At 61.2% G+C, this 15,265-nt stretch carries 7 protein-coding genes and 1 CRISPR repeat array (1 of these 8 only partly in view); of the genes, 4 read left to right on the top strand and 3 right to left on the bottom strand.

The window, feature by feature from the left end:
* Positions 1 to 8,297: a CRISPR direct-repeat array (repeat unit 28 nt; unit sequence GTGCTCCCCGCGTATGCGGGGATGATCC); it reaches 96 nt to the left of the window's first position.
* A gap of 498 nt (positions 8,298 to 8,795) precedes the next feature.
* The 4 genes from HMPREF0043_RS00735 (at position 8,796) to HMPREF0043_RS00720 (ending at position 12,546) form a co-directional block, all read left to right on the top strand.
* On the top strand, positions 8,796 to 9,119 hold the full coding sequence (locus HMPREF0043_RS00735) for a hypothetical protein (protein ID WP_021600830.1): 324 nt from the start codon (positions 8,796 to 8,798) through the stop codon (positions 9,117 to 9,119).
* 120 nt (positions 9,120 to 9,239) lie between these two features.
* Entirely contained in the window at positions 9,240 to 10,250 is a 1,011-nt protein-coding gene (locus HMPREF0043_RS00730) for a hypothetical protein (protein ID WP_021600829.1), read from the top strand.
* A 115-nt stretch (positions 10,251 to 10,365) separates the two neighbouring features.
* Positions 10,366 to 10,695 (top strand): hypothetical protein, encoded by a 330-nt coding sequence (locus tag HMPREF0043_RS10890; RefSeq protein ID WP_021600828.1) that lies wholly within the window; start codon positions 10,366 to 10,368, stop codon positions 10,693 to 10,695.
* A 978-nt stretch (positions 10,696 to 11,673) separates the two neighbouring features.
* The gene (locus HMPREF0043_RS00720) at positions 11,674 to 12,546 is read left to right on the top strand and encodes a patatin-like phospholipase family protein (protein WP_040317511.1); all 873 of its coding nucleotides are present in this window, start codon (positions 11,674 to 11,676) and stop codon (positions 12,544 to 12,546) included.
* A 79-nt stretch (positions 12,547 to 12,625) separates the two neighbouring features.
* Here HMPREF0043_RS00720 and HMPREF0043_RS10470 read toward each other — a convergent pair whose 3' ends face one another.
* The 3 genes from HMPREF0043_RS10470 to ilvC all read right to left on the bottom strand — a co-directional run bounded on the left by HMPREF0043_RS10470 (position 12,626) and on the right by ilvC (position 15,211).
* Entirely contained in the window at positions 12,626 to 13,324 is a 699-nt protein-coding gene (locus tag HMPREF0043_RS10470) for a SanA/YdcF family protein (RefSeq protein WP_084431919.1), read from the bottom strand.
* 40 nt (positions 13,325 to 13,364) lie between these two features.
* A complete protein-coding gene (locus HMPREF0043_RS10465) occupies positions 13,365 to 13,910 on the bottom strand; it encodes a flavodoxin domain-containing protein (protein WP_021600823.1) in 546 nt (181 codons plus the stop codon).
* Positions 13,911 to 14,182: 272 nt separating this feature from the next.
* Positions 14,183 to 15,211 (bottom strand): ketol-acid reductoisomerase, encoded by a 1,029-nt coding sequence (gene ilvC / locus HMPREF0043_RS00715; RefSeq protein WP_040317510.1) that lies wholly within the window; start codon positions 15,209 to 15,211, stop codon positions 14,183 to 14,185.
* Between the last annotated feature and the right edge of the window lie 54 nt (positions 15,212 to 15,265).

Genomic DNA, 15,265 nt, shown 5'->3' with positions numbered 1-15,265 from the left:
TGCAGATATGGTAGGGTGATCCACGTGTGCTCCCCGCGTATGCGGGGATGATCCCCAGGCGCAGCTGCGGCGACTGGTCACCGACGTGTGCTCCCCGCGTATGCGGGGATGATCCGGACGCCGCCAACAAGACGATGACTCCCGAGGGCGTGCTCCCCGCGTATGCGGGGATGATCCGCGTACGGCGAGGGTGCGAAAGAGGTCCAGGGGGTGCTCCCCGCGTATGCGGGGATGATCCGCGCGACCGGGCAGACCGTCCCGTAGCGGTCGAGTGCTCCCCGCGTATGCGGGGATGATCCTCCCTGACCCTCGAAGACATCATCGCGGAGGACGTGCTCCCCGCGTATGCGGGGATGATCCGGCGGCCATCCCTTTGCCTTTCTGGGCGATTTTGTGCTCCCCGCGTATGCGGGGATGATCCCTGGACGGTGCGCGGCACCGATACCCGCACGCAGTGCTCCCCGCGTATGCGGGGATGATCCCCGAGCCGGACGAAGCGCCGGCCCCCGAGGAAAGTGCTCCCCGCGTATGCGGGGATGATCCTTTGCCGTAGACCGTATTGAGGGCCTGCTTGGCGTGCTCCCCGCGTATGCGGGGATGATCCCTCGAAGAACGCCACACGGGACCTGGGATCCTTGTGCTCCCCGCGTATGCGGGGATGATCCGCGGGCGATCGTCGTGCGGGACGACGGGGAGGCGTGCTCCCCGCGTATGCGGGGATGATCCCCCGATCGACATTTGGGTGAGGGCGCCGTCGGCGTGCTCCCCGCGTATGCGGGGATGATCCGGTACCACGGAGACTTCGTAGAGGGTTGCTCGGGTGCTCCCCGCGTATGCGGGGATGATCCGACAGTCTGACGGTCGCCGAGTACACGGAAGGCGTGCTCCCCGCGTATGCGGGGATGATCCGCGAGGTTCGAGTTCGCGGACGTCGTTCCCGGAGTGCTCCCCGCGTATGCGGGGATGATCCGGGAGAGAGTCTCCATAAGGGAGACTCTCTCTCGTGCTCCCCGCGTATGCGGGGATGATCCGCGCAAGAAAGACGCCGCCGTCGCCCGCTACAGGTGCTCCCCGCGTATGCGGGGATGATCCGAGAATAGGACTCCTGAAATGAGAACGCCCGCAGTGCTCCCCGCGTATGCGGGGATGATCCCATCGCCTACCTCGTCACCGCCCACAGCATGCGGTGCTCCCCGCGTATGCGGGGATGATCCCTGATCGGGGCGGACGGGCATTCTTTGGAGTCTGTGCTCCCCGCGTATGCGGGGATGATCCGAGAGCGGACGATTGTAGATGTCGCGGTCGCCGGTGCTCCCCGCGTATGCGGGGATGATCCGCGGGCCGTCGCCATCCGGGACGACGGCGAGACGTGCTCCCCGCGTATGCGGGGATGATCCGGCCTCAACCCGCTACCCGAACAACCCAAGGAAGTGCTCCCCGCGTATGCGGGGATGATCCAGCCAGCATCCGGTGGAGGTGGATGGCGCCGACGTGCTCCCCGCGTATGCGGGGATGATCCCGCCATCCGGGCGCCGGGATCCTTGGTGGCGGCGTGCTCCCCGCGTATGCGGGGATGATCCGGCCAAGCTCGGCAACATGTTGCTGCCCATCGTGTGCTCCCCGCGTATGCGGGGATGATCCTGTCGATCGTCTCGAAGCCTATCTCGCGGTAGCGTGCTCCCCGCGTATGCGGGGATGATCCGCAATCGAGTGCGCCTGAGACGCCAGCGCTGCGGTGCTCCCCGCGTATGCGGGGATGATCCGCGCATCGCTCGGCCACCAGCCGGCGCCACTCGGTGCTCCCCGCGTATGCGGGGATGATCCGGTTCGGGTGGCGTCGGTCCAGGATGAGGATCCGTGCTCCCCGCGTATGCGGGGATGATCCCTGGACTTCTCGCGCGTCCAAATGGGTGAGAACGTGCTCCCCGCGTATGCGGGGATGATCCGATGACGATCCTAGCGTTCTTGAAGGCGCGTTTGTGCTCCCCGCGTATGCGGGGATGATCCTTGATGAGTGGCGGCGAATCGCGCGATCGCGAAGTGCTCCCCGCGTATGCGGGGATGATCCGAGGGCGAGGGGGCACGTTACGCCGTAGCGGTCGTGCTCCCCGCGTATGCGGGGATGATCCGCGGGGCGGCCGAAGCCGCCCCGCGCGAGTGATGTGCTCCCCGCGTATGCGGGGATGATCCTGACATCCCCCTTCTGGGTGCCGTAGAATTGGACGTGCTCCCCGCGTATGCGGGGATGATCCCCCGGCGCCCCGGCCCCCTCAGGGCCGACGCAGGTGCTCCCCGCGTATGCGGGGATGATCCCCGGTGCTCTTGTCGGCAGGTGCACCGCCCTCAGTGCTCCCCGCGTATGCGGGGATGATCCGTGCAGCAAAAGCAGATGGCGGAGGATCTAGAGGTGCTCCCCGCGTATGCGGGGATGATCCCTGCGCCACGCCTTGTCTTGCTGGTATTTGCGCCGTGCTCCCCGCGTATGCGGGGATGATCCCGGAATGTCGTCAGTGCCACTCGCGCCGCCGCGGTGCTCCCCGCGTATGCGGGGATGATCCCTCGTGGACCAACCCGCTCGCGCGTTTCAAGCGGTGCTCCCCGCGTATGCGGGGATGATCCGTTTCCGCTCCACCCTTTCCAGGTTTGCAAGTGGTGCTCCCCGCGTATGCGGGGATGATCCCCCGGCGCCCCGGCCCCCTCAGGGCCGACGCAGGGTGCTCCCCGCGTATGCGGGGATGATCCCGCTCGTCTTCGATGAGTTCATCCTCGAAGAGGGTGCTCCCCGCGTATGCGGGGATGATCCCCGAGCCGGACGAGACGCCGGCTCCTGAGGAGGGTGCTCCCCGCGTATGCGGGGATGATCCGGCACCGCCTCGGGGCCGAGATTGCACAGGCCGGTGCTCCCCGCGTATGCGGGGATGATCCCAGCAGCTCCGCATCACGAGCGAGGTCAAATTGGTGCTCCCCGCGTATGCGGGGATGATCCGGGCTCTCCGGGTCGCGAACCAAATCGGGGGCGGTGCTCCCCGCGTATGCGGGGATGATCCTGGCGACCTGCAGGAGCTCTCCGTTGGAGACGCCGTGCTCCCCGCGTATGCGGGGATGATCCCGCCCCGGACGGAATGGCCTTCCGTGACGTCACGTGCTCCCCGCGTATGCGGGGATGATCCCGCTCCAACACCAACACCGCTATCGAAGAAATGGTGCTCCCCGCGTATGCGGGGATGATCCGACGGCGCCCTCATGATCGACGCCCGCATCTCCGTGCTCCCCGCGTATGCGGGGATGATCCTGTGGACGGATTCCTCCGCCCGGACACCACCACGTGCTCCCCGCGTATGCGGGGATGATCCGCCGATCGGCCGCATCACCGATCTCCGCGACGAGTGCTCCCCGCGTATGCGGGGATGATCCCCGCCAGTGACGCCGAGCTCGCTCAGGCCGAGCGTGCTCCCCGCGTATGCGGGGATGATCCCTCCACGAACGATCCGCGCCCCGGACGCGCCTCGTGCTCCCCGCGTATGCGGGGATGATCCCAGTCGCTGGCCTACTAGGCTGGACATCGGACCGTGCTCCCCGCGTATGCGGGGATGATCCCACATTCGTCGCGTCCTGAACTCGAGCATCAGGGTGCTCCCCGCGTATGCGGGGATGATCCGTTCTGCGAATGAGGATAGACCATTACCGGGGTGTGCTCCCCGCGTATGCGGGGATGATCCTGGGTCCAGCAGATCCGCGAGATCTACCGGGACGTGCTCCCCGCGTATGCGGGGATGATCCCTCTCCACCTTCGCCGCAAAGCACCCGGCCACAGTGCTCCCCGCGTATGCGGGGATGATCCTGGGTCCAGCAGATCCGCGAGATCTACCGGGACGTGCTCCCCGCGTATGCGGGGATGATCCGCAATGCCGTTCGGGCATCGCACCACGTAAAGCGTGCTCCCCGCGTATGCGGGGATGATCCGGACGTCGGGAAGAAGATCCCCGATACCCACACGTGCTCCCCGCGTATGCGGGGATGATCCGCGTGCCGCCGCCTCGCCCAGGCCGAGTCCGGCGTGCTCCCCGCGTATGCGGGGATGATCCTAAAACCGCAAGTCGCTTTTGAGAATATTTGGCGTGCTCCCCGCGTATGCGGGGATGATCCTACCCTGTCCCCTACGCCGCCGCGGTTTGCATGGTGCTCCCCGCGTATGCGGGGATGATCCCCACGGAACGAGTTCGATCAAAACCGGCCTGGAGTGCTCCCCGCGTATGCGGGGATGATCCCAGCCACGCGACTGGCTACAGCCCTGACCGAAAGTGCTCCCCGCGTATGCGGGGATGATCCGCCGGTTTTGGTAGAGTGCCTATCACTCTTCGAGTGCTCCCCGCGTATGCGGGGATGATCCCGTATACCTCATATCTTACATAAGTCTGAGGACGTGCTCCCCGCGTATGCGGGGATGATCCTGGCTTGACCCCGCGCTCGTGCGCCGGGCCCAAGTGCTCCCCGCGTATGCGGGGATGATCCGGCCCCGGTCGAAAAGACGACGCGATGAGCGTTGTGCTCCCCGCGTATGCGGGGATGATCCCGTTCGGAACACCTGCCCATCGTATCCCCGGTAGTGCTCCCCGCGTATGCGGGGATGATCCGACACGTAAAAATCTCTGGCAGATAATAAAACCGTGCTCCCCGCGTATGCGGGGATGATCCCGCTCTGCGAATCTGTTCTTTGGCGTCTTCGTCGTGCTCCCCGCGTATGCGGGGATGATCCGCAGCCGGACTCTGGCCCGCCCCAGGACGTGGCGTGCTCCCCGCGTATGCGGGGATGATCCGCAGCCGGACTCTGGCCCGCCCCAGGACGTGGCGTGCTCCCCGCGTATGCGGGGATGATCCGTACGCGCCCACGAAGGGACAAGCGCCGCCAGCGTGCTCCCCGCGTATGCGGGGATGATCCCCGATCAGCGCCCGCTGTTCGGTCACACGGGCAGTGCTCCCCGCGTATGCGGGGATGATCCTATCAACCCAAACCTCATGGTCATTCATCATGAGTGCTCCCCGCGTATGCGGGGATGATCCCCGGTCGAGCAGGTCAATCCCGAACAGCTGCGCGTGCTCCCCGCGTATGCGGGGATGATCCTGAAAACCTGACATTCGGAGAACTCAGGTGACGGTGCTCCCCGCGTATGCGGGGATGATCCCGTCCGGCCCTCCGCCGCCATCACCTGGGAATCGTGCTCCCCGCGTATGCGGGGATGATCCTTATCCGTCTTCATCTAGCTGAAGCGGGGATCAGTGCTCCCCGCGTATGCGGGGATGATCCCAGCCCGTCCACGACAATCATGTGCACACCCACGTGCTCCCCGCGTATGCGGGGATGATCCGCTCGAGCTTGTATCTGAACATTTTTATCGATAGTGCTCCCCGCGTATGCGGGGATGATCCCTGCGGTCTGCTATTGCCGGCGCCGAGGCCGGCGTGCTCCCCGCGTATGCGGGGATGATCCGGCTCGATCCCACTTGCGGCACGCCAGCGACGCGTGCTCCCCGCGTATGCGGGGATGATCCGTTCCACCCCGGGTCGCCGGTCTCCTGGGGGGCGTGCTCCCCGCGTATGCGGGGATGATCCCTGCCCTTGACCGTTCGGTGCGCATTGGACGATGTGCTCCCCGCGTATGCGGGGATGATCCTACCCTGCGCCACCCATGGGTAGAGGCTGCACGAGTGCTCCCCGCGTATGCGGGGATGATCCTCGACTCGCGGATCGCCGCCTCGGTCGACTACCGTGCTCCCCGCGTATGCGGGGATGATCCGCCGTTGAGGGATATCTGCACGGACTTCTTGCGGTGCTCCCCGCGTATGCGGGGATGATCCGGCCTGGCGGAAAGCCAACATGTGAGTTGGTGAGTGCTCCCCGCGTATGCGGGGATGATCCGGCACCTATCAGCTTCTAGCAGGGCCAGCCGTCGTGCTCCCCGCGTATGCGGGGATGATCCCGTCCGGCTACGCACTGCCTATGTCGAGCGCGGGTGCTCCCCGCGTATGCGGGGATGATCCCGGCAAGAGCCCCCCAGCGTCACACTGGGGGGCGTGCTCCCCGCGTATGCGGGGATGATCCGGCTGGGCCGCCGATGCCGGTGAACTCGGCCTCGTGCTCCCCGCGTATGCGGGGATGATCCGCCGGCGATTGCGGGGCCGATGAGGGCGGCGGTGTGCTCCCCGCGTATGCGGGGATGATCCGACTACCCTGACCCTACAGAAGCCCATCCCCTAGTGCTCCCCGCGTATGCGGGGATGATCCGCCACCCGCGGCAGTCGATGAACCACGGCCGGCGTGCTCCCCGCGTATGCGGGGATGATCCGACCTGGTGTAGGTCGCAGACGGGCGCCCGCTGGTGCTCCCCGCGTATGCGGGGATGATCCGCCGTTGAGGGATATCTGCACGGACTTCTTGCGGTGCTCCCCGCGTATGCGGGGATGATCCGGCCTGGCGGAAAGCCAACATGTGAGTTGGTGAGTGCTCCCCGCGTATGCGGGGATGATCCGGCCGAGATCGAGCGAGGCAACGACGCCCACACGTGCTCCCCGCGTATGCGGGGATGATCCACCGCGTGACCCGCATCTGGCGAAGACCCCACAGTGCTCCCCGCGTATGCGGGGATGATCCTGGCGTCACATTTGTCAGCGGCGTGTCCTGGATGTGCTCCCCGCGTATGCGGGGATGATCCCCATTGACCTATCCCGATCGTGATCGGGTCCACGTGCTCCCCGCGTATGCGGGGATGATCCCTTGATTGGCGAAAACGGCGTCGTCGGAGGTGTGTGCTCCCCGCGTATGCGGGGATGATCCAGGATCCCGTCACGGCCATCACCGCTATCAAGGCGTGCTCCCCGCGTATGCGGGGATGATCCGATCCGGGTATTCGTCCCCGACGCCGAGCGGCAGTGCTCCCCGCGTATGCGGGGATGATCCTGCCCCCTACCACCGGAGGGGGCTGGACATGACGTGCTCCCCGCGTATGCGGGGATGATCCGGAAGACTCCCTGAAAGTCTCGGCGTACACGGAGTGCTCCCCGCGTATGCGGGGATGATCCGGGACGGGCTTCTGCAGGGTCAGGGAGGTTTTGGTGCTCCCCGCGTATGCGGGGATGATCCGTCGCTCACGATCAACAAATTCACCCCCCTCACGTGCTCCCCGCGTATGCGGGGATGATCCGCGTGATTTCATCATGTAGTCCGCGTTGTCACCGTGCTCCCCGCGTATGCGGGGATGATCCCTTCGCTTGTAATGCGGATCTGGTGTTTAGGGAGTGCTCCCCGCGTATGCGGGGATGATCCGATGTTCTCCTGACTCGGTTCCGTCGGATCCTGGTGCTCCCCGCGTATGCGGGGATGATCCCATAGCTTTCACCATCGAGGTCCATGAGATGGAGTGCTCCCCGCGTATGCGGGGATGATCCTATTGCTTAGGCCCGACGAATTTTGCCCTGTCGAGTGCTCCCCGCGTATGCGGGGATGATCCGGCGTATTTGCGCCATATGGGCCCTCCTAGCCAGTGCTCCCCGCGTATGCGGGGATGATCCCAAACTGACGGCCACCGTCGAGCAGCTGCGAGGGTGCTCCCCGCGTATGCGGGGATGATCCGTCTCCGGGGGGTTTCTTTCACTTCGTGTTGGCGTGCTCCCCGCGTATGCGGGGATGATCCGATCCGCGCCACGCTGATGACGTTGACTTTGCGGTGCTCCCCGCGTATGCGGGGATGATCCGGCCGAGAATGCCTCCATCTGAGCGTCGCTTGCGTGCTCCCCGCGTATGCGGGGATGATCCCTCACCCACGTGCCCGGCGAGCCGCTCGGCCAGGTGCTCCCCGCGTATGCGGGGATGATCCGGATCAATATCCCAGCTCACCCTGGACCGGTACGTGCTCCCCGCGTATGCGGGGATGATCCGTCCGATATCCACAGAGCCGGAAACTGTCCGTCGTGCTCCCCGCGTATGCGGGGATGATCCGAGAAAGCAAGACGGCGACGGCGCCCGGGAGGGGTGCTCCCCGCGTATGCGGGGATGATCCCTCTCTCGCCAGCATCCATCCCTCGATGCCGGCGTGCTCCCCGCGTATGCGGGGATGATCCCGCCGTGCTCGGAACCAACGACGCCGCGGACTAGTGCTCCCCGCGTATGCGGGGATGATCCCATGGTCGACTTGATGTGGTGTGCGGGCCACCCGTGCTCCCCGCGTATGCGGGGATGATCCGGCGCGGTCCCAGTCGGCGTAGCGCTTGTCCTCGTGCTCCCCGCGTATGCGGGGATCTCCAGCCATAACACGGCGCCATCGCCTCGAACCCTGCGTTCGCCCTCGCTAACGCGGAGGGCGAACGGAATTTGTCGGATTCCCCCGTAAATCCGGCCTTGACAGGAAAATCGTGTACGGATTGTACCCTTGTTTCGTCCTGTTGGTCATGGCCTTGGGACGGCTCCGCGCAATATCGGGACATAAATTATATAGTTGATATTAAACCTATCGGGCGTCTGGCCGTGATGCGGACCGAAGCCGCCCAGTTTCTGGGGATCGATCCGCGAACGCTGGCCAAGGCGATCGATGCGGGTCAGGTGCCGGCCATCATGATCGGACAGTTCGTGTGGGTGCCCACGTCCTGGCTCCGCGACCAACTGAGATAATAGTCAGCATCGGCAACATCGATGACGCGTCCGCCGGGCACGGCTCCCACGTTCCCGTTTCCCTTGACCAGCACACCCCCGCGCCCGCGCCCGGGCTCGACGCCGGGCTTGACGCCGGGTGCGTCGAGCCGGCCGTGGAAGAACTCAGCCGGCGCGTCGAGTCGGCCCCCACCGCGGGCAAACGCCGAAACCTGGCCGTCCGCCTGGCCTGGGCCACGCTCGTGCCCGGCGCCGCCTACGACCACGGCCTGCCCGCCAGCAGGATCAGCGAGCTACAGGCCTGGGCCCACCGGCCCGACGCGGTCCGCCACGGCCAGACCACCCACGACCAGCGACTCGTCGAACCCTTTCTGCCCGGCCGGGACACCCAGATCTTCACCGTCTACGACACCCACCCCGACTACGCCCCCGACCTGTTCGCCCCGGCCATAGACGGCCTGACACCACCCCCCACCTAAGCCGGCCCGGCATGGACGAGGACTACGCCGCCATCGGCCTCCCACCACCCTCCGCCTGAGCCGGCTGGCCCGTCCGCACACTGTCCGGGCGACCACTGTCGTCAGCAAGGAGAGTCCCTGATGAGCGGTACCGCCTACCTGACCCAGCCGCGCACCCCCGACGGCCGATGGGGCCGAACCAGCCGGATTGGCTCGGCCGGGGTGCGACTCGACCTGGCCGAGGAGGCCGACGTGGCCTATGTCCTGGACCGGATCCGGGCCGCCGGCGCCCGGCGCATCGCCACCCTGGCCTACGTGGCCGACCGGCGCGACCTGGCCGAGGAATTCGAGGCCAACACCTTCGAGTTCGTCTACGAACGCGCCACAGCCGCCGACCCCGACCACCCCACCATCACCGCCGGCGAGGTTTCCCGGATCATCGACGGCTCCTGGGCCCGGCACGTCCACCACATGCGCACCGACAGCCTGCACACCCGCATGAGCCGCGGCAACTCGCACCTCATGCGCGCCTGGGCCGCCTACGCCGCGGCCGCCCGCGACGCCCAGACCCGGCTGGGTCGGCCGCTGAGCGAGGCCGAACACGACCAGCTCGCCCGGATCGAAGCCCGCCGGGCCGGCACTGCCATGGACATCCGCCGCACCGGCGTGGCCGCTTGCCACTCCTACGAGGACCTCACCGATGGCCAGGCCCCCTCCTGTCCCGGCGCCGAGGAGCAGTGGGCCGCCCAGGCCGACCGGCGAGCCGACGAGCGCTTCGAGCCGCCCGAGGCGATCCGCGGCCGGCGCGCCCTGACCGAGCACTATTGGCAGGCCAAATTCCCCGGCGCGATCGCCCCTCAGACCATCCCCCGCCGGGCCGCCACCGGGCTGCGCCGAACCATGGACACCTCCCCCGGCGGGGTCCTGGCCGCCGCCCGCCGATGGGAAACCGGCCAGGACGACGCGGCCACCGACGCCCTGTTCGCCCCCTTCCACGGCCGGGACCTATCCGACCGGGAGAAAACCGAGATCGTCGACCTACTACGCGCCCACCCCGCCCTAGCCGAGCAACTATGGCGCTCAGCAGTCATGATCGCCACCACCCGCCGGGCCCCGACCTGCCCGACCACAGCCGCTCCAGCCAGTCCTTGACAACCTCCCGGCAAGCGCCCGCCGGGCGGGCCACGACGCCGGCCCGGGGCTGTCCGCACACTATCCGAGCGAGTCGCAGCCGCGCCCGCCCCCACCCGCGAGAAGGGAGAGCCCCATGCACAACGTCTTCCAAGACCTGCCCTCAGTCATCGCCGCCGTCAACGCCGGCGGGATCATCCGCGTCCTCGGCGCCATGTCCATCCTGATCGGCCTGTGGCGCTGGCTGGGCAAAGGCAACCGCAAAACCGGAATGATCCTCGTCCTGCTCGGCGCCTGCGCGGTCATGTACACCGTATCCCTGCCCATTACTGGGCACCATCATCGGAGCAGTCGCCAACCTCCTACTCAAAGGCTTCCACTTCCTCGCCTCACGGATGTAACCCATGACCACCCCCACCCCGACCGTACCGAGCATGACGAGTCCAAATCAATTTCATCGTCATAATTAACGTTTTACATATATTATTCTAACATAGTGAAGTAATAATTATTATAAATATATAACTTATGTCCCGCGACATGGTAGCGTTAATTATATCAACTAATGACAAAAAGTAAATAAAATGTAATAATTCAACTACAATATTTTATTATTAATATTTTTACTTTCAACAAAAATACAACTATCAAATCAATTTTTGTAACTTTCTCATATATTTTTATCCAGATTATTAATTTGCAATAATGCGAATGCTTCAATCGTCTATTTTGCAATATGTTATTTACTTAGCTATGCGTAATAATAATCATTACATTCAATTATTTTATCATTATTCTTCTACATATAACCTTCTGATTAATTCTGACAATTTATGACCAAAAATTTGCAATAACGTGTTAGACATGTCGTTAAACATGTCGGTCGACATCATTCCGTGGGAATAGACTCTCGAATTTCAACTAGTCTGCTACCCTATGACAGATAGGGACGGTAAATTTGTTGCCGTCATCTTGACTGACGAAAATGGGTGCGGCAGCACATGAGTCGGATGACAAGATTGACAAATTTGCTCAATTATCAGATAACGCACCCTACTCGCTGTGCTCAGCTTTGATTTGCTCCCGGTGACAGGAGAGGAACTCACCTTAACGTTTCTCACTCAACAGCGGACACGCCGCCCAGTTCTTCCTGAGGTCACGAGTATGTCCTTAATAGAAAATTCCATCATTGAATTTTAATAGAAAATAGAAAATGATTAGTCATTTATTGTAATGTAACATCACATAATTTATGTTATTATTCATAATATAGCGAGTCAATGCGACTTTCGAAAATTTCGCTGTGTAAGAATATCGAGATTGCACCTAATTTATATGCCGTGGCCTGTGACGGATCGATCAGCCGACGCTATCCGCCTGGGCCGATTTCGCTCGGGGAAAGGGTCGCCCCGCTGACATAGCATCCGAGATATCCTTGGAATTTATGAGCACACGAACCGCATTGATATTCGAGGGTGGCGGAATGCGTGGCACATATACGGCCGCACTGGTCGCCGAAATGATTGACGCTGGTATCGACTTCCCATGGGTCGGCGGGATCTCCGCCGGGGCGACCCACACATGCAACTTCGTCTCCCGCGACGCGTGGAGGGCACGTGCAGCTTTCGTCGAACTCGCCAAGGATCCGAATCTAGGCGGCCCGATCAGCTTTGTTCGCGGCAGGGGCTACTTCAACTCCGAGTACATTTACCAGCACACCTCTGGTCCCGGCGAACTCCTTCCCTTCGACTGGGACACTTTCAACGCGAGCGCCACGCAGTTCAAAATCGGCTCGTTCAACTGCGAAACGGGACAAACCGTCTACTGGGGCCGAGAGGACATCTCCACGCAGGAAGAACTCGTCACGTACTGTCAAGCTTCCTCCTCGATGCCGATCATCATGCCGCCAGTGGGGCTGAACGGCGTGGCCTACCTGGACGGAGCCATCGGAGACACAGGGGGTTTTGCGATTGACGCCGCGGAAGCCGACGGATATGAACGTTTCGTTGTCGTTATGACGCGTAAGCGTGGATATAGGAAATCCCCGTCGAAAATCCCACCGGCGATTTATAAGGGAATCTTTCGAAAGCATCCTGCCGTAGCCGAGGCTCTTCTCAATCGACCGAAAAAGTACAATGACTCTCTTGATCGTTTGGAGAGCCTCGAAGCCGAAGGACGGGCTTATCTCTACTATCCTGACGAGATGCCCATCTCGAACGGAGAACGAAAAGCCGTTAGCGTTCAAGCAGCATACGAAGAGGGCCTTCAACAAGCTAAACGAGATCTTCCTAAAATTATGGATTTCATTTATACTTAAATAATATAAATATATTGGATTAGAATTCCGGGATTTGTAATGAAATACAAAGAAGTTAATGGCAATTAATGACAAATAATTAACGATTTTCGATGGTTCCGTTGCCGTCTATCGGAATGACTGGACCCAAGTACTTTGGTTTCGGCTTAATAACGACTTGAACGAAATCCTTAGTTCTCGCAATCCACTCGCGAACATCACGCTTGAATTGCTGTGAGTAGTTATTCCCTCCCGAAGCAATGCCCCAGACATCCAGACCAAGCTCACGACCTATATAAATAGAACGCGCTAAATGGTATCTTTGCGTCACAACGACTATTGAATGTGCTTTAAAGATGGCACTTGCACGATACATTGATTCATAAGTTGAAAATCCCGCGTGGTCTTCGAAAATATCCTCTTTAGGAACTTCATGCTTTTCCAACCATTTCCGCATGACATTTGTCTCGTTATAGTGAACACTAGAATTGTCTCCGGATACAAGGATTTTCGGCGCAACTTTCTGCTTGTACAATTCCAGACTCTTTTCCAGCCGCTTTCGGAGCATATGCGAAGGCGTTCCATCCGAGCGTACCAACGCTCCAAGAACAAGTATGCAGTCAAGTTTCTCAGCACGAATGCCGCCGACATCCGAAACGACACGATCATTGGTCGTCACAGTGACATATATGTTAATCCCACCCACAGCGAATAAGCCCGAAGTGACGATAACTCCCAAGGTAATCACGATTCGCTTCTTCCAGCCCCATTTTCTATGCTCACGTAATAGAAACTTCATAGGAGAATAATATCCTCTCCACGAAAGAAAGAGACAGGCACTACTCGCCTAGCATCTCTCGGGCCTTGTTCACAAGTGGAATGATCGCAGCACGTGAGGTGTGGTCATATCCGTGCGCAATGTTGTCCGCCACTTGGACTACCCACTCTCCGCGATGTCGGTATCTCTGAATCCGCTTGGAGAAGATTTTGAGCAAGGTTTTTTCCGGAAAGCTGAGTCCTTCATAGCGAACACCGCCTTGGAAATAGAAGAAGGGATAGCATCCACTGGCGAGTTCTTTCTTCGTAAAAGTTCCAGCGGGGACTCTCCAGTCACGTTGAGGGTGGACCGGCGTACCGCCATTGGCCCAGACGACGACTTTCCCCATGAGGTTCTCCCGCTTGATTTTTCTGCGGAATTCATGGAATCCTCGAATCCTGCTCATGCGCACGCCAGCGCCGTAGACAACCAGATCGGCTCCTGACAGGTCGATTCCCTTGGCTTGCGACCACGGATACAGACGCGCTCCCAGATCTTCGGCAATCCACTCTCCGTATGTCTGCGCGAACCCGGTGACGGTATTGTAGACGACCACGACATCGGCCATTGCGCTCTCCCTCCGCATGCCTTTGTTCCAACGGTCCAACTGTAGGCGGGCGCCGGCGTCCGTTCCACCGACATGTCGCAATGTCGAAATCGGAAAACTGTTGTGAACACTGACATTTGAAGGCACATAGCGAATTTGATGACGAAACTGTCGTAAAATTTTGGAAGTTCGCACGCCGACGGTTTCGGGTGCCCGAGACACCTGGGCACCCGAAACCGCCTAGTAGGCCAGAAGTTTACCTGTACTTCCTTCGGGTGTCGATCGAGAGCTGGTCAGCGAGCCGCTTCGCCGTCAACGTAGTCGGAGTCCACCGACGCGTTCCAGGCGAACATCCTGCGGATCTCCTGCCCTGTCTTCTCGACGGGGTGGTCTTGACCCTCGGCCCGAAGGGCCAGGAATTCAGGCGCACCGGCATCCTGATCGTCGATGAAGCGTTTAGCGAAGGAACCGTTCTGTATATCGCCCAGCACTTCCTTCATATGGTCTTTGACATCTGGGGTGATCACTCGGGGGCCGGAAATGTAGTCGCCGTATTCAGCTGTGTCAGAACATGACCATCGCTGCTTGGTCAGGCCGCCCTCATTGATGAGATCGACTATGAGCTTGAGCTCATGGCAGACCTCGAAGTAAGCCATTTCAGGCTGGTATCCGGCTTCGACGAGCGTTTCGAAACCGTACTGTATGAGCTGCGAAATCCCTCCGCACAGAACAGTCTGTTCGCCGAACAGGTCCGTTTCCGTTTCCTCCCGGAACGTTGTCTTGATTGCGCCCGCTCGGGTGCCGCCGATTGCCTTGGCGTAAGACAAAGCCAACTCCCATGCATGCCCTGAGGCATCCTGCTCGACGCACACGAGGACGGGAACGCCTCGTCCTTCTTCGTACTGACGTCGAACCGTGTGCCCGGGGCCCTTGGGGGCCACCATGCAGACGTCATGACCGGAATCCGGTGCGATATAACCAAAATGGACATTGAATCCGTGGGCGAAGAACACAGCGGCATCGGACTTGAGATTCGGCTCGATGTCATTGGCCCAGATCGATCGCTGAGACTGATCAGGGGCGAGGACCATGACGACATCCGCTTCGCGAACCGCGTCGCCTACTTTCGCCACCTCAAAACCTTGCTCTTTAGCCTTGTCAATAGATTTTGAGCCTTCACGCAATCCAATAATTACATTTACTCCTGAATCGCGTAAATTCATTGCATGGGCATGACCTTGTGAACCATACCCAACTATGGCTACTCTCTTAGATTGAATGACGGAAAGGTCTGCATCGTCATCATAGAAGATTTTTGCCACGTTTTTCTCCTTAATTTTTCGGTTATGGAGTTTAGGCGCACCAGCCGTTTCCGG

The organism is Actinobaculum sp. oral taxon 183 str. F0552, assembly GCF_000466165.1.
In the GTDB taxonomy this organism is placed as follows: Bacteria; Actinomycetota; Actinomycetes; order Actinomycetales; family Actinomycetaceae; genus Peptidiphaga.
The sequence above is the reverse complement of the archived record's forward strand: the minus strand, read 5'-3'. Positions and strand labels throughout refer to the sequence as shown.